Source organism: Nocardia sp. NPDC057455 (genome assembly GCF_042802775.1).
In the GTDB taxonomy this organism is placed as follows: Bacteria; Actinomycetota; Actinomycetes; order Mycobacteriales; family Mycobacteriaceae; genus Nocardia.
Genome location: NZ_JBHVDM010000078.1, coordinates 1 through 25,197, shown reverse-complemented (window position 1 = coordinate 25,197; position 25,197 = coordinate 1). Strand labels below are relative to the sequence as shown.

At 68.2% G+C, this 25,197-nt stretch carries 24 protein-coding genes and 1 tRNA gene; 17 read left to right on the top strand and 8 right to left on the bottom strand.

Going from position 1 to position 25,197, the window contains the following annotated elements; all coding sequences use genetic code 11:
• Window positions 1-38: 38 nt before the first annotated feature.
• Window positions 39-821, bottom strand: a complete 783-nt coding sequence (locus tag ACFU5M_RS25885; protein WP_379053330.1) for a crotonase/enoyl-CoA hydratase family protein — start codon at window positions 819-821, stop codon at window positions 39-41.
• 60 nt (window positions 822-881) lie between these two features.
• Between ACFU5M_RS25885 and ACFU5M_RS25880 the strand changes: the two genes are divergently transcribed.
• Entirely contained in the window at window positions 882-2,531 is a 1,650-nt protein-coding gene (locus tag ACFU5M_RS25880) for an acyl-CoA synthetase (RefSeq protein ID WP_379053329.1), read from the top strand.
• A 163-nt stretch (window positions 2,532-2,694) separates the two neighbouring features.
• Here the strand turns inward: ACFU5M_RS25880 and ACFU5M_RS25875 are convergent, their stop codons facing one another.
• Complete coding sequence (locus ACFU5M_RS25875; RefSeq protein WP_379053327.1) at window positions 2,695-3,882, bottom strand: FAD-dependent monooxygenase; 1,188 nt, start codon at window positions 3,880-3,882, stop codon at window positions 2,695-2,697.
• Window positions 3,883-3,984: 102 nt separating this feature from the next.
• Between ACFU5M_RS25875 and ACFU5M_RS25870 the strand changes: the two genes are divergently transcribed.
• Window positions 3,985-4,572 (top strand): TetR/AcrR family transcriptional regulator, encoded by a 588-nt coding sequence (locus tag ACFU5M_RS25870; RefSeq protein WP_379053326.1) that lies wholly within the window; start codon window positions 3,985-3,987, stop codon window positions 4,570-4,572.
• A gap of 233 nt (window positions 4,573-4,805) precedes the next feature.
• Here ACFU5M_RS25870 and ACFU5M_RS25865 read toward each other — a convergent pair whose 3' ends face one another.
• Together ACFU5M_RS25865 and ACFU5M_RS25860 are read right to left on the bottom strand one after the other, a co-directional pair.
• On the bottom strand, window positions 4,806-5,900 hold the full coding sequence (locus ACFU5M_RS25865; RefSeq protein ID WP_379053324.1) for an acyl-CoA dehydrogenase family protein: 1,095 nt from the start codon (window positions 5,898-5,900) through the stop codon (window positions 4,806-4,808).
• A 19-nt stretch (window positions 5,901-5,919) separates the two neighbouring features.
• Complete coding sequence (locus ACFU5M_RS25860) at window positions 5,920-7,113, bottom strand: acyl-CoA dehydrogenase family protein (protein ID WP_379053322.1); 1,194 nt, start codon at window positions 7,111-7,113, stop codon at window positions 5,920-5,922.
• A 207-nt stretch (window positions 7,114-7,320) separates the two neighbouring features.
• Between ACFU5M_RS25860 and ACFU5M_RS25855 the strand changes: the two genes are divergently transcribed.
• From ACFU5M_RS25855 to ACFU5M_RS25800, 12 genes are all read left to right on the top strand, one after another.
• On the top strand, window positions 7,321-7,509 hold the full coding sequence (locus ACFU5M_RS25855) for a ferredoxin (protein WP_379053321.1): 189 nt from the start codon (window positions 7,321-7,323) through the stop codon (window positions 7,507-7,509).
• Window positions 7,510-7,552: 43 nt separating this feature from the next.
• Window positions 7,553-8,455 carry a 3-oxoacyl-ACP reductase gene (locus ACFU5M_RS25850; RefSeq protein ID WP_379053320.1) on the top strand — a complete coding sequence of 301 codons (903 nt, stop codon included), beginning with the start codon at window positions 7,553-7,555 and terminating at the stop codon, window positions 8,453-8,455.
• 292 nt (window positions 8,456-8,747) lie between these two features.
• The gene (locus tag ACFU5M_RS25845; RefSeq protein WP_040864643.1) at window positions 8,748-9,512 is read left to right on the top strand and encodes an ABC transporter permease; all 765 of its coding nucleotides are present in this window, start codon (window positions 8,748-8,750) and stop codon (window positions 9,510-9,512) included.
• A gap of 4 nt (window positions 9,513-9,516) precedes the next feature.
• Window positions 9,517-10,368, top strand: a complete 852-nt coding sequence (locus tag ACFU5M_RS25840; protein ID WP_379053318.1) for an MlaE family ABC transporter permease — start codon at window positions 9,517-9,519, stop codon at window positions 10,366-10,368.
• A gap of 5 nt (window positions 10,369-10,373) precedes the next feature.
• Window positions 10,374-11,588 carry an MCE family protein gene (locus ACFU5M_RS25835; RefSeq protein ID WP_379053316.1) on the top strand — a complete coding sequence of 405 codons (1,215 nt, stop codon included), beginning with the start codon at window positions 10,374-10,376 and terminating at the stop codon, window positions 11,586-11,588.
• Window positions 11,585-12,613, top strand: a complete 1,029-nt coding sequence (locus ACFU5M_RS25830) for an MCE family protein (RefSeq protein WP_379053314.1) — start codon at window positions 11,585-11,587, stop codon at window positions 12,611-12,613. The genes ACFU5M_RS25835 and ACFU5M_RS25830 overlap by 4 nt, the downstream gene beginning before the upstream one ends.
• Complete coding sequence (locus ACFU5M_RS25825; protein ID WP_379053313.1) at window positions 12,610-13,671, top strand: MCE family protein; 1,062 nt, start codon at window positions 12,610-12,612, stop codon at window positions 13,669-13,671. Before ACFU5M_RS25830 ends, ACFU5M_RS25825 begins: the two co-directional genes overlap by 4 nt.
• A gap of 88 nt (window positions 13,672-13,759) precedes the next feature.
• Window positions 13,760-15,031, top strand: a complete 1,272-nt coding sequence (locus ACFU5M_RS25820) for an MCE family protein (RefSeq protein ID WP_379053311.1) — start codon at window positions 13,760-13,762, stop codon at window positions 15,029-15,031.
• The gene (locus ACFU5M_RS25815; protein ID WP_379053309.1) at window positions 15,031-16,281 is read left to right on the top strand and encodes an MCE family protein; all 1,251 of its coding nucleotides are present in this window, start codon (window positions 15,031-15,033) and stop codon (window positions 16,279-16,281) included. Before ACFU5M_RS25820 ends, ACFU5M_RS25815 begins: the two co-directional genes overlap by 1 nt.
• Window positions 16,278-17,702, top strand: a complete 1,425-nt coding sequence (locus tag ACFU5M_RS25810) for an MCE family protein (protein WP_379053307.1) — start codon at window positions 16,278-16,280, stop codon at window positions 17,700-17,702. The genes ACFU5M_RS25815 and ACFU5M_RS25810 overlap by 4 nt, the downstream gene beginning before the upstream one ends.
• Entirely contained in the window at window positions 17,699-18,652 is a 954-nt protein-coding gene (locus tag ACFU5M_RS25805) for a hypothetical protein (RefSeq protein ID WP_379053305.1), read from the top strand. The genes ACFU5M_RS25810 and ACFU5M_RS25805 overlap by 4 nt, the downstream gene beginning before the upstream one ends.
• Before the next feature lie 79 nt (window positions 18,653-18,731).
• A complete protein-coding gene (locus ACFU5M_RS25800) occupies window positions 18,732-19,220 on the top strand; it encodes a h domain protein (RefSeq protein WP_379053304.1) in 489 nt (162 codons plus the stop codon).
• Between the two features lie 139 nt (window positions 19,221-19,359).
• On the opposite strand, the gene ACFU5M_RS25795 is transcribed toward ACFU5M_RS25800, so the two are convergent.
• The 4 genes from ACFU5M_RS25795 to ACFU5M_RS25780 all read right to left on the bottom strand — a co-directional run bounded on the left by ACFU5M_RS25795 (window position 19,360) and on the right by ACFU5M_RS25780 (window position 23,404).
• Window positions 19,360-20,817, bottom strand: a complete 1,458-nt coding sequence (locus ACFU5M_RS25795; RefSeq protein WP_379053302.1) for a sensor histidine kinase — start codon at window positions 20,815-20,817, stop codon at window positions 19,360-19,362.
• Window positions 20,814-21,545, bottom strand: a complete 732-nt coding sequence (locus tag ACFU5M_RS25790) for a response regulator transcription factor (protein WP_379053301.1) — start codon at window positions 21,543-21,545, stop codon at window positions 20,814-20,816. The genes ACFU5M_RS25795 and ACFU5M_RS25790 overlap by 4 nt, the downstream gene beginning before the upstream one ends.
• A gap of 67 nt (window positions 21,546-21,612) precedes the next feature.
• A complete protein-coding gene (locus ACFU5M_RS25785) occupies window positions 21,613-23,151 on the bottom strand; it encodes a trehalose-6-phosphate synthase (protein ID WP_379053346.1) in 1,539 nt (512 codons plus the stop codon).
• A gap of 82 nt (window positions 23,152-23,233) precedes the next feature.
• Window positions 23,234-23,404 carry a hypothetical protein gene (locus ACFU5M_RS25780; RefSeq protein WP_168434172.1) on the bottom strand — a complete coding sequence of 57 codons (171 nt, stop codon included), beginning with the start codon at window positions 23,402-23,404 and terminating at the stop codon, window positions 23,234-23,236.
• Between the two features lie 185 nt (window positions 23,405-23,589).
• Here ACFU5M_RS25780 and ACFU5M_RS25775 point away from each other — a divergent pair, with 185 nt between their 5' ends.
• The 3 genes from ACFU5M_RS25775 (at window position 23,590) to ACFU5M_RS25765 (ending at window position 25,145) form a co-directional block, all read left to right on the top strand.
• Window positions 23,590-24,408 carry an alpha/beta fold hydrolase gene (locus tag ACFU5M_RS25775; protein WP_379053298.1) on the top strand — a complete coding sequence of 273 codons (819 nt, stop codon included), beginning with the start codon at window positions 23,590-23,592 and terminating at the stop codon, window positions 24,406-24,408.
• 168 nt (window positions 24,409-24,576) lie between these two features.
• On the top strand, window positions 24,577-24,819 hold the full coding sequence (locus tag ACFU5M_RS25770; protein ID WP_011207082.1) for an MbtH family protein: 243 nt from the start codon (window positions 24,577-24,579) through the stop codon (window positions 24,817-24,819).
• Between the two features lie 254 nt (window positions 24,820-25,073).
• Window positions 25,074-25,145 (top strand) — tRNA-Thr (locus tag ACFU5M_RS25765).
• Window positions 25,146-25,197: the final 52 nt, after the last annotated feature.

The following is a 25,197-nucleotide window of genomic DNA, read 5'->3' as shown; positions in this document are numbered from 1 at the left end:
CACGTGCGCGTCGGGCGCGGCGGGCTCCGCCGGGATTCTCAGTTTCCGGTGAAAGAGGGCTTGCGCTTTTCCGCGAACGCCCGCGGTCCTTCCTTGGCATCCGCCGAGCGGAACACCGACATGCCGAGCTCGGCGTCGATCTCGAAGGCGTCCTCCTCCGGCATGGCCTCCGTCTCCCGGATGGTGCGCAGGATGGCCTGCACGGCGAGGGGGCCGTTGGCGGCGATCTGCCCCGCGATCTCCAGCGCCTTGTCCAGTGCGGTGCCGTCCGGGACCACGTGCCCGATCAGCCCGATCTCCTTGGCTTCGGCGGCGGTGACGTGCCGGCCGGTGAGCAGGATGTCCGCGGCCACGGTGTAGGGGATCTGGCGGACCAGTCGCACCGCCGAGCCGCCCAGCGGGAACAGGCCCCAACGCGCCTCGGACACACCGAATTTCGCGCTCTCGCCGGCGACTCGAATGTCGGTGCCCTGCAGGATCTCGGTACCGCCCGCGATGGCCGGGCCCTCGACCGCCGCGATCAGCGGCTTGGTCAGCCTGCGGCCCTTGAGCAGCGCCTCCAGCTTGGCCGGATTCCAGCCGCCGCCGTCGATGGTGTCGCCGGGATGCTCGGAGGTCATGCCCTTGAGATCGGCGCCCGCGCAGAACGCCCCGCCCGCGCCGGTCAGGATCGCGACCCGGATATCCGGATCCTTGTCCACCTGGTTCCAGGCGTCTTTCATGATCGCCATCATCTCCCCCGACAGCGCGTTGCGCGCCTCGGGCCGGTTCATGGTGACGATGAGGACATGGTCGCGCTTCTCGACGAGACAGTGCGGCATCGCTGATTCTCCTGACTTCGAGCCTTGTCAGAAACAGTAACACGTTCTATTTTTAGGTCTGTGAGCTACAACATAGCGGACCTTGTCGAACATGCCGTCGACCTGATGCCCGACCGCGTCGCGCTGGCCGACGACGGCCGCGAGGTCACCTACGCCCAGTTGGAGGAGCGGGCCAATAGTCTCGCTCACTACCTGCAAGAACATGGAGTCCGGCCGGGCGACAAGGTGGGTATCTACTCACGTAACACGATCGAGGCCGTCGAGGCCATGGTCGCGATCTTCAAGGCGCGGGCCGTGATGATCAACGTGAACTTCCGATATGTCGAGAACGAGTTGCAGTACATCTTCGACAACTCGGACATGGTCGCGCTGATCCACGAGCGGCGCTACAGCGACAGGGTCGCCGCCGTCCGGCCGAAGACCCCGCAGCTGCGCACGGTCGTCGTCGTGGACGACGATACGACCGGCACGATCGCCACCGCAGCGGATTCGGCGGATTACGAGACGGTGCTCGCGCAGTCCTCGGGTGAGCGCGACTTCGGCGAACGCTCCCCGGACGACCTGTACATGGTCTACACCGGTGGCACCACCGGCATGCCCAAAGGTGTGATGTGGCGGCAGGAGGACGTGTGGCGCGTGCTCGGCGCGGGCATCAACTTCATCACCGGCGAATACGTCCAGGACGAGTGGGAATTGGCGAAGGTCGGTGCGGGCAGCCCGCCGATGGTGCGGTTCCCGATCCCGCCGATGATCCATGGCGGGGCACAGTGGGCCACGTTCCACAGCCTGTTCGGCGGCGGCAAAGCCGTGATGATCCCGGAGTTCTCCGGGCACGGTGTGTGGCAGGCGATCGACAAGCACAAGATCAACCTGATCTTCATCACCGGTGACGCGATGGCGCGCCCGATGCTCGACGCGCTGATCGAGGGCAACCCGCAGACCGGTCAGCCCTACGACCTCTCCAGCCTTTACGTGATGGCCAGCAGCGCGGCGCTGTTCTCGCCCGCGCTCAAGGACCAGTTCCTCGAGCTGCTGCCCAACCGCATGATCTCCGATTCGATCGGCTCCTCGGAGACCGGTTTCGGCGGTATCGCGATCGTGGCCAAGGGCGCGACGCACACCGGGGGGCCGCGGGTGAAGATCGACGCCTCCACCGACGTGCTCGATGAGAACGGCAATCCGGTGCCGCCCGGCTCCGGCGAGGTCGGCATCCTGGCCCGCCGCGGGCACATCCCGCTCGGTTACTACAAGGACGAGGTGAAGACCGCGGCGACCTTCAAGGAGTACAACGGGATTCGCTACGCCATCCCCGGCGACTTCGCTCGCGTCGAGGAGGACGGCACGGTCACCATGCTCGGCCGCGGTTCGGTCAGCATCAACAGCGGTGGCGAGAAGATCTACCCCGAGGAGGTCGAGGGCGCACTCAAGACGCACCCCGAGATCTTCGACGCGCTGGTGGTCGGCATCGAGGACGAGCGCTGGGGCCAGCGGGTGGTCGCGGTCGTGCAATGCCGCGGCGCGTCCCGCCCCACCCTGGAGGAGCTGCGCCCCATGCTCACCCAGGAGATCGCGCCGTACAAACATCCCCGCAGCCTGTGGTTCGTCGACGAGATCAAGCGCTCCCCGGCGGGCAAGCCCGACTACCGCTGGGCCAAGGAGCAAACCCAGTCCCGCCCCGCCGACAACCACGCCGAGGCGAGCGCGAAGTAGTACCCAGGCCTCATGGTCGGCTGCCGTTCACCAGACGGTGGCCGACCTGAACGAGTAGCTCGGCCCATCCTCGCGCGGCATTCAGGCTGTACGACCACACGCCAGGGTGCGCATTGTGCGCAGCTGCCGAAGCGCGGTCCGGCTCGCTCGGGCTCGCGGAACCTCAGCGGTTGGCGAGTTCGGCCAGCTGGTAAGCGAGGCGGTAGCGGAAGGCGGGGATGCGCGACAGGGTGGTGAGGATCAGGTTGCGCGCGGTGCGGGCGGGGCGCTGGTGCAGGGTCGCCATCTTGGTCATGCGGTCGGTGAACGAGACGACGCCGAGGGCGACGGGGCGGCGGGTGGATTCGTACTCGTCCAGCAGGGTGTCCGGCTCTCCCGCGAGGACTCGCACCAGCAGGGGGCCGAGGGTGGCGGCGTCCTGGATGCCGGTATTCATGCCCTGACCGCCTGCCGGGCTGTGCACGTGGGCGGCGTCGCCCGCGAGCAGGATGCGGCCGTTGCGGTAGTGGTCGGCGACGCGGTGGTGTACGCGGAAGCGTGAGCTCCACAGCACTTCGTGGACCCGCACCGTGCCGCCGGGGCCACGGGCGTCCAAGAGGGCCTGAACGTCCGCTGTGGTCGAGTGCTCGGGCGCCGTTTCCAAGGTGGCGACCACGCGGTAACGGTTCGGCTCGGCCTCGTCGGGCAGCGGCGCGACCACGGTGACGCCCTCCGGTGAAAGGTGCAGGGCCACCTCGTCGCGCGCGATCGGCCAGTCCATCCGCACGTCGGCGAGGACGAAGGATTCCGGGTACGACGCGCCGGTGAACCCGATACCCGCCTGCTCGCGGACGACGCTGTGCATACCGTCGCTCCCGATGACGTAGTCGGCGCGGATGCTGCCCGGTGTGCCCGCGGCATCGGTGTATTCGACCGTCACGCCGTCGCTTTCCGTGACGACCCGGCTGACCTGGTAAGGCCGCTGCACCTCACCGCCCGCCTTCCGTAACCGCTGCAACAGCACCGCCTCTGTGGTGTCCTGTGGCGTCATCAGGGTGTAGGGGTAGCGCGTCGGGAGATCGTCGAAGTCGATGGTGGCCAAAGTCTTGCCGCCGTCGTGGACGGTGAAGCGCGCGACGATGTCGCCGGTCGCGACCAGTTCCTCGGCGATGCCGAACTGCTCGAGCACCTCCAGTGTCCTGGCGTGCACCACCGCCGCGCGGGAGGTGTTCGCGCCCTCGCTCAGCCGGTCGAGCAGGACGAAATCCACACCGGCGTCGGCCAGGGTGATGGCGGCGGTCAGTCCGGCGGGCCCCGCGCCGACGATCACGACGGAGGTGGTGGCGGGCAGCGGGCTCGGTGTGGCGTTCATCGGAACTCCCTCATGTCAACGCTTGTAGGCCAACGTTTGTTGGCATAACCGTAGCCCCGTGCGGACTAGGAAGTCAACAGTTGTTGGCCTACACTTGTTGGCATGACCGTCGAGCCTGATCAAGCCCCCGCTCGCCGCTCGGACGCGACGCGTGCGGCGATTCTGGACGCGGCCCGCGCACGGTTCGCCGCCGAGGGATTCCGCAAGGCGACCATCCGCGCCATCGCCGCGGACGCGGATATCGACCCGTCCATGGTCATGCGGTATTTCGGCAGTAAAGACGGGCTCTTCGCAGCTGCGGTCGACGTCCGGTTGAATCTGCCCGACCTCGGGTCCGCCGAGCCGGACACTTTGGGGGAGCTGCTGGTGCGCCGCTTCTTCGAGATCTGGGAAGAGCAGCCGAACAAGGAGGTGCTGTTGACGCTGCTGCGCTCGTCGATCACCGACGAGGCGGTCGCCGAACGCGTCCGCGACATCTTCGCCCAGCAGATCCTGCCCGCCGTGCTGCGTTTCGGCGATCCCGCCGACGCTCCCCGCCGTGGCGGCCTGATCGTCACCCAGATGCTCGGCCTCGCCCTGTGCCGCTACGTCCTGCGCCTGCCCCCGGTCGTCGCCCTGACTCGCGACCAGATCGTCGCCGAGGTAGGCCCCACCCTTCAGCGCTACCTGACGTCGATCCCGGCCGACTGAAATCGCGGTACGTTCGGCTCATGGCCGACCTCGAGCCCTGCTACTCCACGCTGCGGCGAGACGGCCACACCCGGCCCCGCATCCAGAGCTCTGGCGCGAATGGCGTTTCTTTCGAAGACGCTGGTGACCAAGTTTCGCGGGTCAGCGTGGCGCTGAACCGGCGACTCGCCTGAGCGCGACGCGGTTCGGCCCGCCCGGCATGGTGCCGTGCGGGCCGAATCGCTCGGATGCGGTTACGTGGCCAGCAACGCGCCGAGGGCGCGCAGGTGGTCGGTGCTCGCGCCGAGGGCGAACTCGTTGTGTTTGGCGGCGGTGAAGTAGTTGTGCGCGATGTGGTCGCGGTCGATGCCGACGCCGCCGTGCACGTGGACCACGGTGTGGGCGACGCGGTGGCCCGCGTCGGCGGCCCAGAACTTGGCGGTGTGTACCGCCTCGGCGGCGGGCAGGTCCTCCGACAGCAGCCACGCCGCCTGGGTGACCGCAAGACGCAGGCCCTGCACGTCGATGTAGGCGTCGGCGAGCCGCTGGGCGACGGCCTGGAAGCTGCCGACCGCCTTGCCGAACTGCTCGCGCTCCCTGGCGTACTCGGCGACCAGTTCGAGCGCCCGTTCCAGGGTGCCGAGCTGCACGGCGCTCAGGCCGAGCCAGGCGCGGGTGAGGATCCAGTCCAGGATCTCCGCGCCGTCGGCCACCGAGCCGATCAGCTCGGCGGGCGTATCGGTCAACTCGACCGCGAACTCCGGGCTGCGGTCGACCACCTGTTGCGCGGTCACCGTCGCCGCCGCGGGATCGACCAGGAACACCGCGGTGGTCCCGGAAACCGCGGCGGGCACCAAGATCCGCTCGGCCCGGTTCGCGAAGGGCACGGTGGTCTTGGCGCCGGTCAGCCGCCAGCCGTCGCCGGTCTCGACCGCGGTCGTGGCCGGCGCGGCGGGTTCCCAGTTGCGCTCCTCGGACAGCGCCACCGTGAGGATGACGTCGCCCGCGCCCGCCCGGGTGGCCAGATCCTGTTGCGCCGCATCGCCGAACCGGGCCAGCGCGCCCGCGCCGAGCACGATCGACCACAGGTACGGCACGGCGGCGAGGTGCTTGCCCAGCTCGCGCAGGACGGCGGTCTGCTCGAGCGAGCCCAGATCACTGCCGCCGACCGACTCGGGCAGCGTCGCCGCGAGCACGCCGGTCTCGGCCAGTGAACTCCACAGCGGCTGGTCGAACCGCTCCTCAGCGGTGTCGAGTTCGCGCAGCCGGTCGGCGGTGACCAGCTTGCCGCACACCTCGCCGGTCAGCCGGCCGAGATCGAGTTGGGCTTCGGTGGGGGTGAAATCCATGGTGTCTCTCAGCTTTCGATCAGCGCGCCGCGGCAGGCTGCTTGAGGGCGGTCATGGCGATGATGTCGCGCTGCACCTCGTTGGTGCCGCCGCCGAAGGTGAGGATGAGCGCCGCGCGGTGCATCCGCTCCAGGCGGCCGCGCAGTTGCGCGCCGGGGGAGTCCTGGCGCAGGTAGGCCTGCGGGCCGAGTATTTCCATGAGCGACCGGTAGGCCTCGGTGGCCAGCTCGGTGCCGTACACCTTGCAGGCCGAGGCGTCCCACGGACGCGGGGCCGCGTCGCCGCCCGCGTCGGCGCGGCTGGCGATCTCCCAGTTCAGCAGCTTGAGGTACTCCACCTTGGCGTGCACCTTGGCCAGGTTGAGCTGCACCCACTCGCGGTCGATCACCCGGGAGCCGTCGCTCGCCTTGGTCTCACGCGCCCACTCGACGGTCTGGCGTAGCGCCAGCGCCAGCGGCGCGGCCGAGGTGAGTGCGACGCGCTCATGGTTGAGCTGGTTGGTGATCAGTGCCCAGCCGCCGTTCTCCTGGCCGACCAGCGCGCTCGCCGGCACGCGAACATCCTGGTAGTAGGTGGCGCTGGTGTCCGGCCCCGCCATCGTGTGCACGGGCGTCCAGGAGAAGCCATCGGCGGTGGTCGGCACGATGAGCATGCTGATGCCCTTGTGCTTATTGGCGGTCGGATCGGTGCGCACGGCCAGCCAGACGTAGTCGGCGTAGGCGATCAGGCTGGTCCACATCTTCTGGCCGTTGATCACGTAGTCGTCGCCGTCACGCACCGCGGTGGTGCGCAGGCTCGCCAGGTCGGTGCCCGCCCCCGGCTCGGAGTATCCGATGGAGAAGTGCAGTTCACCGGCTGCGATCTTGGGCAGGAAGAACTTCTTCTGTTCCTCGCTGCCGTAGTGCATGATCGTCGGCGCGACCGAGTTGATGGTCAGGAACGGCACCGGCGCGCCCGCGATCGCCGCCTCGTCGGTGAAGATCAGCTGGTCCATGGTGGGGCGGTCCTGGCCGCCGTATTCCTTGGGCCAGCCCAGCGCCAGCCAGCCGTCGTGGCCCATCTGCTCAACGACCTCGCGGTACACATTGCCCTGCCCGTACTCGCCGGTCTGCGCGCTCAGGGCCTCCCTGCGCTCGGGGGTGATGAGCCGCGCGAAGTAGTCGCGCAACTCCGCGCGCAGCTGCTCCTGTTGCGGCGTGTACGCAATGCGCATGGCAAAACCTCTTGGGGAATGGTCGGCCGACGGAGCTTGCGGAGTCGGCGGGGTGGGTAGGACGAGTTTTCGTCGGATCGGGTTTCCCTGATCATTGCATATGGACTGAAACATGTTCCAGTATTGATACCGAATCCCCCCGATGACGCCCCGGTGGAGCGGATCGGCTTGTTAGGCTTCGGCCAGAGTGGTGGTAAAGGAGTTGCCATGAAGATCAGTGTCGATCCAGACCAGTGCGAAGCGAATGGAATCTGTGTCGGAATCGCCCCCGACGTGTTCGAACTCGATGACGAGGACGTGCTGCACATCGCCGACGCCGACGTGCCCTCCGATCGGCTCGCCGACGTCGAGGACGCCGTCGCGCAGTGCCCCAAGGCGGCGCTGCGGTTGCGGTGAACGATGCTTGCCGTAAGTTGGAACACGTTCTAGAGTCGGCCGCGTGAGCAATGATCTGAGCCTTGCGGGCCGTGTAGCGATCGTGACCGGCGGCGGCGCCGGACTTGGGCGGGCCGAAGCGCTCGCACTGGCCGGGGCCGGCGCGTCGGTGGTGGTCAACGACCTCACGGAGTCGGACGCGGTCGCGAGCACGCTCGGCGAGATCCGGGCCCTCGGCGCCAAGGCGGAGTTCGTCGCGGGCAGCATCGCCGAGCGGGCGACCGCCGACGCGCTGATCCGCACCGCGGAGGAATCGTTCGGATCGGTCGACATCGTGGTCAACAACGCGGGCATCACCCGCGACCGGATGCTGTTCAACATGTCCGACGAGGACTTCGACGCGGTGCTGGCGGTGCATCTGCGCGGTCATTTCCTGCTCTCCCGCAATGCCGCCGCGTACTGGCGCGGCAAATCGAAGCAGGCGGGCGCTCTGGTCTACGGCAGGCTGATCAACACCTCGTCGGAGGCCGGATTGCTCGGCCCGGAGGGGCAGGCCAACTACGGCGCCGCGAAGGCGGGCATCACCGCGCTGACCCTCTCGGCCGCGCGAGCGCTGTCGCGCTTCGGTGTGCGCGCCAACGCGATCGCGCCGCGGGCGCGCACCGCGATGACCGAGGCGGTGTTCAGCCCCGCTCCGGAGGGCGAATCCGACCCGCTGTCGCCCGATCACGTGGCGCGGCTGGTCGCCTACCTGGCTTCGCCCGCGGCCGACTCGGTCAGTGGGCAGCTGTTCGTCGTCTACGGGGGAATGGTGGCGCTCATGGCAGCGCCGGTCGTGGAACGCCGGTTCGACGCGGCCGGAGGGGCGTGGTCGGCCGAGGATCTGGCCGACACGCTGGGCGGCTACTTCGCCGATCGCCCGGATGGGCGCACCTTCTCGGCGTCTTCGCTGACCAAGTTGGGCTGAGCCGCGGCGGCTCGCCGCCGGTGTGCTACTGATCAGCTGTCCAACTGTTGATCATGGGATCGGCGCTTGGTAGACATAGGGACGGGTTATGTCCTACCTCACAAAGGTGGGATCATCACCCGATGACACCGGTTCCAAATTTATATGCCGACTTTTCGGGAAATTGCACTTCAAAAGTGTGAAAAGTGCTACCGGCAACACGGTGAACGTGTTCTAATCGTTCCGGCGGTGCGGCCACGGTGGAGATTCGCGCCGTGAGCTGTGTACGTCGGTTGAGCAAGGAGGATCGTGGATGAACGAGGTCCTTGCCGTGCCGTTGCGGGCCGTCGGTGGATTCTTCGAACTCACCGCCGATGTCGCACGCGCCAGCGTGCGCAGACCCTTTCAATGGCGGGAGTTCATCGACCAGTCCTGGTTCATCGCGCGAGTATCGATCGTGCCGACATTGCTGGTGGCCATTCCGTTCACCGTGCTGGTGAGCTTCACGTTGAACATTCTGTTGCGGGAGATCGGCGCGGCCGACCTCAGCGGGGCGGGCGCGGCATTCGGCGCGGTCACCCAGGTGGGGCCCATCGTCACCGTGCTCATCGTCGCGGGGGCGGGCGCCACCGCGATCTGCGCCGACCTGGGCGCACGCACCATTCGCGAGGAAATCGACGCCATGCGAGTACTGGGCATCAATCCGGTACAGCGCTTGGTGGTGCCACGGGTGCTCGCCTCGATGTTCGTCGCGTTGATGCTCAACAGCTTGGTGTGCACCATCGGCATCGTCGGCGGATTTCTGTTCTCGGTGTATCTGCAAGATGTGAACCCCGGCGCGTTCGTCAATGGCATCACGCTGCTCACCCATCTGCCCGAGCTGATCATTTCGGAGGTGAAAGCCGGATTGTTCGGGCTGATCGCCGGACTGGTCGCCTGCTATCTGGGCCTGAATGTCAAAGGCGGACCCAAGAGTGTCGGTGATGCGGTGAATCAGACCGTAGTCTTCGCTTTTATGGCCCTGTTCGTTGTGAACGTGGTGGTCACCGCCGTCGGCATCAAGTTCACGGCGCGGTGACGCGATGGCCTTCGTAATCGAATCCCGCTTTCCCCGCACGGTCCGGCGAATGCGCCGGGTGTCGGATTCGCTCGATTCGGTCGGCAAGCACGCGGTGTTCTATGCCCAGGCGCTCGGGTCCCTGCCACGCGCGCTGACGCACTATCGCACCGAGACCATCCGGCTGATCGCCGAGATCAGCATGGGCACCGGCGCGCTGGCGGTGATCGGCGGCACGGTGGTGATCGTCGGGTTCCTCACCCTGTTCGCGGGCGGCACCATCGCCGTGCAGGGCTACAGTTCGCTGGGCAATATCGGCGTCGAGGCATTGACCGGCTTCTTCGCGGCGTTCATCAACGTCCGCATCGCGGCGCCGGTGATCTCCGGGATCGGCTTGGCGGCCACCATCGGTGCCGGCTCGACCGCGCAACTGGGCGCGATGCGGGTCGCCGAGGAGATCGACGCGCTGGAGTCGATGGCGATCCGGCCGGTGCCCTACCTGGTCGGCACCCGCGTGCTGGCCGGGATGATCGCGATCGTCCCGCTCTACGCGCTCGCGGTGATCGCTTCGTTCCTGGCCAGCCGGTTCGCCACGGTCGTCATCTACGGTCAGTCGGCGGGCGTCTACGACCACTACTTCTCCACGTTCCTCATCCCGACCGACATCCTGTGGTCGTTCGCGCAGGCGATTCTCATGGCGCTGGCGATCATGATGATCCACACCTACTACGGCTACAACGCCGCGGGCGGGCCGGTCGGCGTGGGTGTCGCGGTGGGCAACGCGGTGCGGACCTCGCTGGTCGCGGTCGTCACGGTGACCCTGCTGGTCTCGCTGGCCATCTACGGCACCTCCGGCAACTTCCACCTCTCCGGATAAGCGACATGGCGGAATCGAAGCAAACGGGAAGCCGCCTGGTGCGGGCGCTGCGCGGCGGGCTCGGCCTGAAACTGGCCGGGCTCACCATGGTGCTCGCGCTGGTCGCGATCGTCGCGGTCGCGCTGATCATGTTCGTCGGCGGATTCACGCCCACGGCCACCGTGACGGTGGACGCGCCGCGCAGCGGCCTGGTCCTGGACCCGGACGCCAAGGTGAAGGTGCGCGGGGTGGAGATCGGCCGCGTCGCGTCCGTCGATCACACCGCCGAGGGCGCCAGACTGAAACTGGCCCTCGATCCGGACCTGTTGAAACTGGTGCCCTCCAACGCGGACGTAGACATCAGGTCCACCACGGTCTTCGGCGCGAAGTACATCAACTTCGTCGTTCCGCAGCAGCCGTCGTCCACCCCGCTGCGGCCGGGTGCGACCCTGACCGCGCAGCGGGTGACCGTCGAGTTCAATACGCTGTTCCAGCACCTGTCGGACGTGCTGGCCAAGATCGAGCCGGAGAAGCTGAACGCGACGCTGTCCGCGCTGGGCACCGCGCTGCAGGGCCGAGGGCAGAAGCTCGGCGACCTGCTCACGCAGAGCGACGCCTACCTGCGCGACATCAACCCGTACCTACCGACGCTGCAACAGGATCTGGCGAAGACCGGCGCGGTCACCGACCTGTACGCGGACACGGTGAACGACCTGCTGCGCACCGTGGACAACTTCACGGTCACCAGCAAAACCCTGGACCAAGAGCAGGACAGCCTGGACAACGTGCTGGTGAACCTCACCGGCCTGGCCGACACCACCGGATCGGTGCTGCGCGAGAACGAGAATCAGCTCGGTACCGCGCTGGATCTGCTGCGCCCGACCACCGGGTTGCTCGAGGACTACGCGCCCGCGCTGTACTGCCTGATCGGCGGCCTCGGCAAGGCGCTGCCCCTGGGTGAGGCGGTCTTCGGCGGCTTGCAGGAAGGCGTCGCGCTGAACACCGGCTTCATGTATGGCGCGAAGCCGTACACCTACCCGGAGGATCTGCCCAAGGTCAACGCGACCGGTGGCCCGCAATGCGGGGGCATCCTCGACCGGGTACCGGGCAGCCACTCGGACTATGTCGTCACCGATACCTCGGAAGGCCACGTGTACACACCGTCGACGACGCTGAGTGTGAACTCGCCGAAGATCTTCCAGCTCCTGTTCGCCGGACTACCGGGGGTGCCGCGCCCGTGAGGAACACCGCCACCACCGTCAAACTGGCCATTTTCACGCTGGTGATGACGCTGATCTTCGCCGGCCTGGCGGTCGTGTTCAGCCAGATGCGCTTCGCGCGGGAGAACGGCTACCACGCCGTGTTCACCAGCTCCTCGGGCGTGCTGCCCGGGGCGAAGGTGCGCATCGCGGGCGTGCCGGTCGGCTCGGTCACCTCGGTGCGGGTCGGCAAGGATTACCTGGCGCACGTCGAGTTCGACGTCGACCGCAAGTACCGGCTGCTCACCAGCACCCGGGCGGCGATCAAATACGAGAACCTGGTCGGCGACCGCTATCTCGAGCTGTCCGAGGGGCCCGGTTCGAACCGCGTCCTGCAGCCCGGCGGCACCATCGCCAAGGAGCAGACCGCGCCCGCGCTCGATCTGGACATGCTGCTCGGCGGTTTCCGGCCGCTGCTGCGTGGTCTGGACCCCGGCCAGGTGAACGATCTGACCAACGCGCTGTTGCAGATCTTCCAGGGACAGGGCGGCACGCTGGTGTCCCTGCTCAACAGCGGCGGTTCGTTCGCCAAGACGCTCGCCGACCGGGACGCGCTGATCGGCAGCGTGATCAACAACCTGAACGCGGTGCTGCAGACCATCGATCAGCGCGGCGACCAATTCGCCACCACGATCGCCGAACTACAGCGCCTGATCAGCGGACTGGCGGCCGACAAGGACCAGATCGGCGACGCGATCCCGCGGATCGCCGGGGCAACCGGCGACCTTACCGATCTGCTCGCCCAGGCCCGCCCCGATCTGCAGGGCACCATCGAGCAGACCGGACGCCTGGCCACGAACCTCGACGCCGGGTCCGACACGGTGCAGTGGGTCCTGGAGCGGCTGCCGTCGACTTATCGCCAGCTGATCCGTATCGGTTCATACGGCTCCTTCCTCCAGCTCTACGTCTGCTCGACGAACTTCCTGGTGGATGGCCCGAACGGACAGACGATGAAGATCAACATGCCCGGGGCGCAGACGACCGGAAGGTGTGCGGACAACCGATGAAAGAGCAGCGATCATCCGCCATCACCATCGGCATCGTCGGCCTCGTGCTCGCGGTGGCGGTGGCGCTGTCGGCCCTGCAATTCGACCGCCTGCCGTTCATTCGTTCCGGCGCGACGTTCACCGCCTACTTCGCCGACGCGGGCGGCCTGCTACCCGGCGACGCGGTGCAGGTCGCGGGCGTGCGGTCCGGGCGGGTGGAGGAGGTCGGCCTGGACGGCGCGAAAGTGCTCGTCCGGTTCACCCTCGCGGAGTCGATCGTGCTCGGCGAGAAGACCTCGGCGGCGATCAAGACCAACACCGTGCTCGGACGCAAATCGCTGGAGGTGACGCCGTCCGGCCCCGGCGCGCTGCGCACCGACGACACCATCCCGCTGGAGCGCACCACCTCGCCGTATTCGCTCAACGAGGCGCTGAGCGACCTGGCGGGAACGGTCCAGGACTTGGATTTGGACCGGGTCGACCAGACCCTCGACGCGCTTTCGGCGACCTTCGCCGACACTCCCGCGCCGCTGCGCTCGGCGCTCGACGGCGTCACCGCGCTCTCCCGCAGCATCAACGCGCGCGACCAGGCGCTGACCGATCTGCTGAAGCGGGCGCAGAACGTGACGAAGATCCTCGCCGACCGCGGCAACCAGATCAACGCGCTGATCCTGGACGGCAACGAGTTGCTCGGCGAGCTGGACCGGCGGCGCACCGCGCTCGGGCAGCTGATCGTCTACGTCAACGGACTCGCCCAGCAGCTGTCCGGCTTGGTCGCCGACAACGAGGCACAGCTCGAACCCGCATTGGACAAGCTCAATTCGGTAGTGGCGCTGTTGCAGCGCAACAAACAGAACCTCGCCGACGCGCTGGACGGCCTCGGCCCGTTCGCGGCGGCACTCGGCGAGCAGGTCGGCAGTGGCCCCTACTTCCAGGCGTACGTGATCAACGCGAGCACCAAGGTGCTGCAACCGCTGGTGGACGCGCTGGTGTGGCCGCAGCACCTGCCGAGTGATCTGCAGAGCTACCTCACGCCGTTCCCGTCGATCGAACCCGCGATACAGGAGCCGCCGCGATGAGTGGGCACTACCCGTCCATCCCGCACCCGTCTCGAGCCGTCGATGGATCGGCCTCGACGACGGGGAAGTCGCGTCCGGAGGGATATGCATGCTGAGCCTTCGAAAGCTGCCCCGCTGGGCGCTGGTGCTGGCCGGCGTGGTCGTCGCGGCGCTCGTGGTCGCGGTCGCGTGGAACGGCATAACCCGGATCGGGACTACCAAGGTCACCGCCTATTTCCCGTCCACGTCGGGCCTGTACGCGGGTGACGACGTGCGGGTGCTCGGCGTCAAGGTCGGCCGGATCGACGCGATCGAGCCCGGCGCCGACCGGGTGAAGGTGACCATGACCCTCGATCGCGGGATCGACGTCCCCGCCGACCCGAAGGCGGTGATCATCTCGCCGTCGCTGGTCTCGGCGCGCTTCATCCAGATCGCGCCCGCCTACACCGGCGGCCCGAAACTGACCGACGGCAGTGTGATCCCGATCGAGCACACCGCGGTGCCGGTCGAGTGGGACGACATCAAGGCCGAGCTGTCCAAACTGTCCACCGCCCTCGGTCCGGTCGGTGACGACAAGCAAGGGTCCTTCGGCCGCTTCATCGACACCGCCGCCGACAACCTCGACGGCAACGGGCAGCGGTTCCGCGACACCCTCCGGGAACTGTCGGCCACCTTGAGCACGCTCTCGGACGGACGCACCGACCTGTTCGGTACGGTGCGCAACCTACAGAAGTTCGTCGATGTGCTGTCGGCGAGCAACGAGCAGATCGTGCAGTTCGGCGGACGGCTGGCGTCGGTGTCCTCGGTGCTGGCCGGGGTCTCGGCCGACCTCGGTGCTGGATTGGACAATCTGGACGCGGCGATCGTCGACGTGCGCCGGTTCATCGATGGCAGCGGCGCCGAACTCACCGAGGGCGTGCAGCGGCTGGCCGACGCCACCCAGGTGCTGGTCGACAAGCGACCGGAACTGGAACGCGTGCTGCATTCCGGCCCGACCGCGCTGGTCAACTTCTACCAGATCTACAAGCCGGCCCAAGGCACCCTGACCGGCGCGATCGCGCTGAACAACCCGGCCGACCCGCTCGGGTTCCTGTGCGGTTCGGTCCGCGCGCTGGAGACCAACGACGCCGATCGCAGCGCCGACCTCTGCGCGCAGTACCTCGCGCCCGTGATCAACAGCCTGAGCATGAACTACGTGCCGATCATGACGAACCCGGCCAGCGGCGTGACCGCGTTCCCCGACCAGCTGGTCTACACCGATCCCAGCCTCGCCGAGCGGGTGCAGAGCCGGACTCCCGCGCAGCCGCAGCCCGCTCCGGTGAGCGTGCCGCAGGGTCTCGCCGGACTGGCCATTCCGGGCCTGACAGGAGGAGGGCGATGATGCCGACGCGGGGGATGCGCCGGACCGCCGCCGTCGCGGCGGGGCTGGCGGTGGCGCTCGGCCTCTCCGGCTGCGAGTGGGACGGACTGAATTCGTTGCCGATGCCCGGCACCGAGGGCACCGCGCCCGGCTCCTACGAAGTGCGCGTCCAGATGCCGAACGTGACCACGCTGACCCGGAATTCGCCGGTGCGGGTGCACGACGTGGCGGTCGGCACGGTCTCGAAGATCGAGGTGGAGGACTGGCACGCGCTGGTCACCGTCACGCTGAATCCGGATGTCCACCTGCCTGCGAACGCCGTCGCCAAGATCGGGCAGACCAGTTTGCTCGGGTCCAACCATCTCGAGCTGGCCGAGCCGGCGGATCGAGCTCCCGAAGGCCGGCTGCGGGCGGGCGACGTCATCCCGCTGGCACGGGCCGGGACCTATCCGACCACCGAACAGGTGCTGTCCTCACTGTCGGTGGTGCTCAACGGCGGCGGTGTCGCGCAGCTGGAAACCATCACCCACGAACTCAACGCGGCGCTCACCGGGCGTGAGGAGGCCATCCGGGACCTGTTGCCGCAGCTGAACGAGCTCACCACCAACCTCGACCGTCAGACCGGCGACATCATCGCCGCGATGAGCGGGCTGGACCGGCTCGGCGGTCGGCTCGCCGAGCAGCGCGACGTGGTGGCGGCGGCCATCGAGCAGATTCATCCGGCATTGACCGTGCTCGCCGACCGCCGCGCGAACATCACCAGGGCGATCACCGCGCTGGGCGAGCTGAGCGATGTCGTCGGGCGCATCGTCGACGCCAGCGGCAACGACCTGAAGGCCAACCTGCGCAGCCTCGTCCCGGTGTTGAAATCGCTGTCGGACACCGGCGGCGACCTGACCGAGGCGCTGAAGATCCTGGCAACCTTCCCGTTCCCGATGAAGAACCTGGACCATGCGATCAAGGGCGACTACCTCAATCTGTTCATGACCGTGGACATCACCGGTAAGCGACTGGATTCGAACTTCCTCACCGGAACCCCGCTGGGCGGACGGTTCGGCGGCGTGGAAGGCGCTCTCGGCAGCTTCGCACCGGGCACGGCCGCGCAGAACGGTGACCCGGCCACCGGGCCGTTGCAGGCGCCGCCGCCCGTGGCGAGTCAGCCCGCTCCGACCATCCCGGGACTGCCGCCGATACCGGGCCTGCCCGCCATTCCCGGGTTGACCGTGCCCATGCCGGGCAACACCGCGCCGCAAGGGGGTCCGGGACAGTGACGCTCACCCGGTTCGTCCGTACCCAGCTGATCATCTTCTCCGTCCTCACGGTGGTCGGCCTGGTGGTCATGGGCGGCACATACGTCAAGCTGCCCGCGATGTTCGGCATCGGGCGCTATGAGGTCACGGTGAAACTGGCCTCGACCGGTGGTCTCTACCCGACGGCGAATGTCGCTTATCGCGGCACGAACGTCGGTGTGGTGCGGGAGGTACGGCTCACGCCGAGCGGCGTGGACGCGAAACTGTCCATCGCCAGCGACTACAAGATTCCGTCCGACGTCGACGCGTGGGTCCGCAGTGTCTCCGCGGTCGGCGAGCAGTACGTGGACCTGGTGCCCGCCGAGCACCGCACGGGCGGAAACCTGCGCGACGGCAGCGTGATCCCGGTGGAGCGCACCAAGCTGCCGCAGGACGTCGGCGCGCTGCTGGACCAGGCCGACCGGTTGCTGTCGAGCGTCGCGGACACCCGGCTGCGGCAGGTCATCGACGAGGCTTTCCTCGCGTTCAACGGCGCGGGACCGGACCTGCAGCGATTCATCGACTCAGCGTCGCTGCTGGTGCAGGAAGCGCAGGCGAACGCCGAACCGACGAAACAGCTGCTCGACCAGATCGGGCCGCTGCTGGACACCCAGACTCGCTCGGACGCGGCGATCCGTTCCTGGACCGCCGATCTGGCGACCGTCACCGACCAACTGCGCGGACACGACCCCGCGCTGCGCGGGATCCTGCGTGAGGGCCCGTCCGCCATGCAGCGGGTGACCAACCTGTTCGACGATCTGCGTCCGACGCTGCCGCTGCTGCTGTCGAACCTGGTCAGCGTCGGCCAGGTCGCGGTCACGTACCACGCGGGACTGGAACAGATCCTGGTGGTCTACCCGCCGCTGGTCGCCGCGCTGCTCACCGCGGTACGCGGCCCGCTCGAATACGGAGCCCTGGTCGACTTCATGGCACTGGTCAACGACCCGCCCGCCTGCACGACCGGCTTCCTCCCGCCGGACCAGCGCCGCTCGCCGAGCGAGCTGGACACCCCGCCCACCCCTTCCGGCCTGTACTGCAAGGTGCCGCAAGACGCTCCCGAGGCGGTGCGCGGCATCCGGAACACACCGTGTGTCGAGGTGCCCGGTGTGCGCGCCCCGACGCCGGAGATGTGCCGGACCGGGTACGTTCCGTTGGGTGACAACCCGCCGTTCGGGCCGCCGCAGCCGGTGGCGCCCGCGGCAGCGCCCGCCGATGAGCCGCCCGTCGTGGCGCCGGCGAGTTACGGCGGCGGCACACCGGCCGCCGCCCGAGCGTACGACCCGGACAGCGGCGTCTACATCGGCCCCGACGGGCGTACATACCGACAGGGCGATATCGGACCGAGCGGTTCGGGCACGGTACCGTCGAGCTGGCAGGCGATGCTCGAGGAGCAGCAACGATGAGTGAGAGCAACGGAGAAGGTCACCGCACGCGGCGTCGTGCGGTGCGCTCGGCCGGGCCGCCGGTCGAGGAGAACACGATTCCCACCGACGTGAAGGCCGCGCCCGCCGACGTTGCGCAGCCCGCGAGCGCCGACGATGCGAAGGCCGCGAGCGCCGCCGCCGCGCAACCCGCGACCGCCACCGATGTGAAGACTGCGCCCGCCACCGATGTGAAGGTCGCGGCCGCCACCGATACGAAGACGGCGACCGCCGATAACGCGAAGCTCGCGACCACCGAGGTCGCCGCTGCTACGGAGACCACCGCCGCGGGCAACGGATCGAACTCCGCCGATGCCGAATCGACCCCCCCTGGCACACCGGTACCGGCCACGGGAGACTCGACTGCTGACGCGGGCACGGTCGCGTCGACGAAGACCGAGGCCGAGCCGCCGTCCACCGAGCGGAAGCCCGCCTCGAGCGATGGCCGCGGACTCCGGCGCATTCTCGCGACGGCTGCCGCCGCGCTGGTGGTCGTCGCGCTCGTCTGCGGCGCGACCCTCTCGGTGCTCGCGATGCGCTCGGCGCACGAACGCGACGAGCGCCGCGCCGAGTACGTGGAAACAGCCAGGCAGGCGATCGTCAACCTGACCACCATCCGCGCCGATTCGGCCAAGCAGGACATCGACCGGATCCTCTCGCTGGCCTCGGGTGAGTTCAAGACCGAGTTCGACAACCGGGTCGACCCGTTCACCAGCATCGTGCAGCAGGCCAAAGTGGTCTCCAGCGGCGAGATCGTGGAGGCCGCGGTGGAGAGCGACGACGATCGCGCCGGCCGGGTCCTGGTCGCCGCCAAGCAGACGCTGACCAACGCGGGCCAGGCCGAGCCGCAGACCAGGTACTACCGGTTCCGGGTCACCGTGACCCGCGGCGATTCCGGACTGACCGTGTCCGACGTGGAGTTCGTGGCATGACCGGCGGGAACGGTCCGGCCTGTAGGCGGCAGCGGAGCGTGACCACGCAGCGCCCCGTTCGTGCCGGAGAGGACGCAGCATGACCGGAGTTCGAGCCAGGATTCTGCTCGCGGTACTCGGTGTCGTAGTCGCCGCGGCCGCCGTGATCGGCGGCGTCAACGGCTACCGCTGCTGGGACGACCGGCAGGCCGAGCAGTCGCGCAAGGACGCGGTCGCGACCGCGGGCCGCACCCTCGAGGCCATGTTCACCTACAACCCGCAGACCGTGGACACCGAACTGCGCAAGTCCGCCGACAGCCTGACCGGTGACTTCCGCGACGACTATCTGACGCTGATCGACAAGCAGATCGCGCCGGGCGCCAAGGAGAAGCAGCTCACCGTCACCGCGACCACCCAGGCGGGCGGCGTCATCTCCGCGGACCGTTCGCACGCGCAGGTGCTGCTGTTCCTCAACCAGGTGATGACGAGCAAGGACACCCCGCAGGGCACCACCACCGGCAGCCGCGTGCGCGTCACGCTGACGAAGTCGGACTCGCACTGGCTGGTCTCGGCGGTTGACCCGGTCTGAGCCCGGCGGAGCCGTCGAACGCGGCGATCCGCTCAGGTCGACGCAGTAACTTCGCGTCGGCTTCGGCAGGGGAGGCTCAGCCGTTGGTCATGCGGACCATCCTGGCTTCCTCGCGGACGACCCGGATCGACGCCGCGGGTCACTCCGGCAACCTGCGCGGCAGCCGGACCGTGAACGTCGTCCCCGCCTCGGGCGAACTCCGCACGCCGACCTCGCCGCCGTGCGCGGTCACCAACGCTTCCACGATGGACAAGCCGAGCCCGGTACCGCCGCTGGTTCGCGCGCGGGAGGTGTCGGTGCGGTAGAAGCGCTCGAAGACGCGTTCGGCCTCCTCCCGCGGCAGGCCGGGCCCCGTGTCGGCCACCTCCAGCCGCACGTCGCCGGGGCCTGGAGCCAGCCGCACCGTCACCTCGGCGTCGGGCGCGGTGTGTGTGACGGCGTTGTTCAGCAGATTGCTCAGGACCTGGCGCAGCCGCGCCTCGTCGCCGGTCACCTCGAGCGTTCCCTCGCCCGGTTCGACCTTCAGTTCGATGGTGCGGACGGGACCGTCGGTATGTGCGGCGGCGACCACGGCGCGCGCGTTGTGCACGGCGTCGCTGGCTAGGGCGAGCAGGTCGACCGGGCCGAGCTCCAGCGGGCGCTGGGCATCCAGCCGCGCGAGCATGAGCAGGTCTTCCACGAGCACGCCCATGCGCCGGGATTCGCGCTCGATGCGGTCCATGGACGCGGCGGGATCGTCGGTGGCGCCCTGGCGATACAGTTCGGCGAACCCGCGGATGGTCGTCAACGGGGTGCGCAGTTCGTGACTGGCGTCGGCGATGAACCGGCGCATGCGCTCCTCGGACTTGCGCGCCGCCTCCTCGGACGCGGCGGTCGCGGTGAACGCGCGCTGGATCTGCGCCAGCATCCCGTTCAGCGATCTGGACAGCCGGTCGACCTCGGTGTTGGTATCGCGCACGGGAACCCGGCGGTGCAGGTCGCCGCGGGCGATGGCCGCGGCGGTGCTCTCCACCCGGCGCAGCGGACGCAGGCTGCCCCGCACCACGAAGTACGCCAGCACCGCCAGCACGGCCAGCACGATCGCCCCGACGATCAGCTCGAGCATTACGAGCCGGTGCACGGTGTCGGTGTTCTGCGTGAGCGGCAGCGCCACCGTCGTCGTGCCCTCCGGCGTGCGCAGCGTCAGCACCCGCCACTGGATCGGCCCTCCGTTCACGGAGCCGACGGTGTACGGGCCGGACGGTGGGTTCGCGGGCAGGGCAGGTTCGGAGTCGACGGCGAATGCCGGGATCAGGAACACGCGCCCGTCGGTGCGCATCGAACGCACGTAGAACTGGCTCGGGGCGTGGCGCGGCTCGGGCGGCAGCACCGGTGGCGGCGGCGGGCGCCGGGACCATTCCCTCGCGCCCTCGCGCAACTGCTGGTCGGTGCGGTTGGTCAACTGCCCTTCCAGGGCCGAGGTGACCACCATGCCGGAGACGAGCAGGCCGAGCCCGGCGGTGAGCACCAGCAGGGTCATCAAGGTCACGCGCAACGGGATCGCGGACAGGAAGCCGGAGACCTTCGCACGCGCCGTGACGATCCGGCTCGGGCTCATGAACCGCTCTTGCGATGGGGCGCGCGCATCACGTAGCCGACGCCGCGCAGGGTGTGGATCAGCCGCGTGTTGCCGGTGTCGACCTTTTTGCGCAGGTAGGAGACGTAGGTTTCCACAACGCCGACCTCGCCGCCGAAGTCGTAGCGCCAGACGTGGTCGAGGATGCGCGGCTTGCTGAGCACGGTGCCCGCGTTGACCATGAAGTAGCGCAGCAGCGTGAACTCGGTGGGCGACAGCGCGACCGGCTCGCCCGCCTTCCACACCTCGTGGGTGTCGTCGTCGAGTTCGATGTCCTCGAAGCGCAAGCGTGAACTCTCCCGCTGCGGAGCCGCGTGACCCGCGCGCCGCAGGATGACCCGCAGCCGGGCCACCACTTCTTCCAGGCTGAACGGCTTGGTGACGTAGTCGTCGGCCCCCAGGGTGAGGCCGGTGATCTTGTCCTGCACGTCGTCGCGCGCGGTCAGGAACAGCACGGGCGCGTCGACCCCATCGGCGCGCAGCCTGCGCAGCAGGCCGAAGCCGTCCATACCGGGCATCATCACGTCCACGATGAGGGCCTGGGGGCGGAAGGAGCGCGCCTTGTCCAGCGCCTGGGCGCCGTCGGCCGCGGTGTCCACTTCGAAGCCCTGGTAGCGCAGGCTCACCGCGAGCAGTTCGACGATCATCGGCTCGTCGTCGACCACCAGGATCCTGGCCTCGGGTGTCTGCTGCACGGGGGCACCACTCATGGCTAAATGGTCCGGTATCCGGCTGCGAAGTTCCTGGACCGAAGCTGGGTGATTCCTGTGAACGGCCTCAGCGCGGGTCGCGGTCCTCCGGGTACACGTCGTCGTCGGTCAGCAGCGCACTGCCTGCGACCTGATCCTGTGCCAAGGCGTCGAGGAAAGCCCGCGCCCAGCGATCCACGTCGTGCGCGAGCACTTGCCTGCGCATCGAACGCATGCGCCTGCGTTTGACGTCGCGCTCGTCCTCCAACGCCGCGACGATGGCGTCCTTCACGTCGTCCAAGTCGTGCGGGTTGCACAGGTATGCCTGCCGCAGCTCGGCCGCGGCGCCGGTGAACTCGCTCAGCACCAACGCGCCGTTGAGCCCGCTGTGGCACGCGACGTACTCCTTGGCGACGAGGTTCATCCCGTCGCGCAGCGGCGTCACCAGCATGACGTCGGCGGTCACGAAGAACGCGATCAGCTCGTCGCGCGGGATCGGACGGTGCAGGTAGTGCACCACCGGGTAGCCCACCCGGGCGAACTCGCCGTTGATCCGGCCGACCTGACGCTCGATGTCGCCGCGCATCTGGATGTAGCTCTCGACCCGCTCGCGACTGGGAGTGGCCAGCTGGATCATGACCGTGTCGGTGGGATCGACCCGGCCCTCGATGAGCAGCTCCTCGAGCGCGTTGAGGCGGATGTCGATGCCCTTGGTGTAGTCCAGCCGGTCCACGCCGAGCAGGATGGTCTTCGGATTGCCCAACTCGGCCCGGATCTTGGCGGCGCGTTCGCGCACCGACCTGCGCCTGGAGTGTTCGTCCAGTTCTGCGGAGGCGATCGAGATCGGGAACGCGCCGACCCGCACCGTGCGGAACCCCACCTGGACGACGCCGAGCTTGGAGCGCACGCCGATCGAGCCACGCGAGGTCGGCTGACCGGCCAGCCTGCGGGCCAGGTAGAGGAAATTCTGCGCGCCGCCGGGCAGATGGAAGCCGATGAGATCGGCGCCGAGCAGGCCCTCCACGATCTCCGTGCGCCACGGCATCTGCATGAACAGCTCGACCGGCGGGAACGGGATGTGCAGGAAGAATCCGATGGTCAGGTCCGGGCGAAGCATGCGCAGCATCTTGGGCACCAGCTGGAGCTGGTAGTCCTGCACCCACACGGTCGCGCCCTCGGCGGCGACCTTGGCGGTGGCCTCGGCGAAGCGCCGGTTCACGGTGACGTAGGCGCTCCACCACTTGCGGTCGTAGACCGGCCGCACGATCACGTCGTGGTAGAGCGGCCACAGCGTGCCGTTGGAGAAGCCCTCGTAGTAGTCGGCCACCTCGTCGGCCGTCAGCGGGACCGGATGCAGTTCGAGGCCGTCCTCGATGATCGGGTCCACGTCGACGTTGGGGACCCCCGCCCAGCCGACCCACGCACCCTTGTTGTTGCGCAGCACCGATTCCAGCGCGGTCACCAGACCGCCCGGGCTGCGCTTCCATCGGGTGCTGCCGTCGGGCAGTCGTTCCAGGTCGACGGGAAGCCGGTTGGCGACGACGACGAAACCGGAGCCGGTGTTTTCCGTCGCGGCGTCAGCAGTCGAGGTGTCTGTTGCTTGCTCGGAGTCGTCGGACGGATTCATCTGGTCCACTCACGCATCCTTTGCGCTGCTTCATCCCGCTGGAGTTGTGTAGTCGACGTCGCCGTTGGCGTCGAGAACGAGACTATTCGCCTCGCGCGTTCGGTCCAATACCCAGCATGGACAACAACATCCGGCACTCGTCGGCGTCCTCGGCGTAGGCCGCGACCACCCGCTGTGCCTGACGCGCGGTTTCGTCGGCGAGCGGTTCCAGATCGTCGTCCGCAATGTCGTTCGCGCTGCCCTTCACGGCCATCGTCAAGTCCTCCCGGCTCAGTGCGCTCTTACCCTGCGAAAAGCCAATGGTATGCGACGCTGGAGGGTGCGTCCGCCGGGCGCTGGCCGAAAGCGGCACGAGCCGCCGGGGCACCCCGGTCGACGCGTCTGCCCCGCCGGTCCCTATACCGTGGGAACCAGCACCAACTTCACGAAAGGTTCGATATGCCGCTGGCCACGGTGAACGGGATTTCCCTCAACTATCAGGTGAAGGGTGACCGCGCCAAGGGCTCCGCGCCGCTCGTGGTCATGATCATGGGCACCGGCAGTCCAGGCCGGGTGTGGGAGCTGCACCAGGTTCCGGCCCTGGTCGCGGCCGGTTATCGGGTGTGCACGTTCGACAATCGCGGGATCGCGCCGTCCTTCGAGGCCGCCTCGGGCATGACCGTCGACGAGCTGGTCGCCGACACCGCCGCCCTGATCGAATTCCTGGACGAGGGCCCGGCGCTGGTGGTGGGCACTTCGATGGGGGCGCGCGTGGCGCAGGAGCTGGCGCTGGCCCGCCCCGACCTGGTGCGCAAGGCGGTGTTCATGGCCGGACACGGGCGGCTGGACCAGTTCCAGAAGACGCTTTCGCTCGGCGAGCACGAACTCGACGCCGCCGGAGTGAAACTGCCGCCGAAATACGAGGCGGCGATCACCGCCGTCATGAATCTCTCGCCCGCGACCATGGCCGAGCCGAACGCCGCGCGCGACTGGCTCGACCTGTTCGAGTTCACCGGCGGGCCGGTCTCGCCCGGCATTCGCGCGCAGCGCAGGATGGACCACGATTTCGACCGGGTGCAGGCCTACCGGGCGATCCGCGTGCCTTGTCTTTCGATCGGATTCGCCGACGACCGGATGATTCCGCCGTATCTGTCCAGGGAGATCGCCGACGTGATTCCGGGAGCGCGGTACCAGGAGATACCGGACGCCGGGCATTTCGGATATCTGGAACGCCCGGAGGCGGTCAACAAGATTCTGTTGGACTTCTTTGCGGGCTGATTGCGAGTCGGCCGGGGTGGCGGCCTAGGTAACCGCCCAGGCGTAACGTCTCGCTTGCTAGTGTCGAAACAACGCTCGGGGTCTCTCGGTGTCAAGGTTCACAGCAGCCCGGCACCGGGTGAACCAGGAGCGATCCCGTACATAGCGCCAGTATCCAGTGAGGTGAAATTGAGCACCAACCCCTTTGATGATGAAGACGGCCGCTTCTTCGTCCTGGTCAACGACGAGGAACAGCATTCCCTGTGGCCGGCCTTCGCAGAGGTTCCAGCCGGATGGCGAGTCGTGTTCGGCGAGGACAGCCGCGCCGCCTGTGTCGAATACGTCGAGAAGAACTGGACCGACATGCGTCCGAAGAGCCTGCGCGACGCCATGGCCGCCGACGATGCGGCTCGTCAGGGCGCCCAGTCCTGATCGGTCCTCCCAGTGCCGCGCTCCCAGCGCGGCAGGTTCGTGGTCCCGTCATGTCTCGCGTCCGAGTGACCGCCGCCGCCGACGTCGTCGTGAGCGGGCCGGTCGCTCGGGCCTGAGCGGGGCAGCGAACGAGCGATGCTCGATCTCGCTTCACTCGAAAGCGGTTGTCCGGTCGTAATGGTCGCGTCCGGCGTCGAACGCGGTTCCGTTGTCACCCGGACGGCAGCCCCGGTTATGATGACAACCGCTTTCCCGCCTCCTTAGCTCAGTGGTAGAGCACTCGCCTTGTAAGCGAAAGGTCGTCGGTTCAATCCCGACAGGGGGCTCTTTTCGCGACCCTCGTCCGACATCACCGGGCGGGGGTCGTCTGTGAATCCG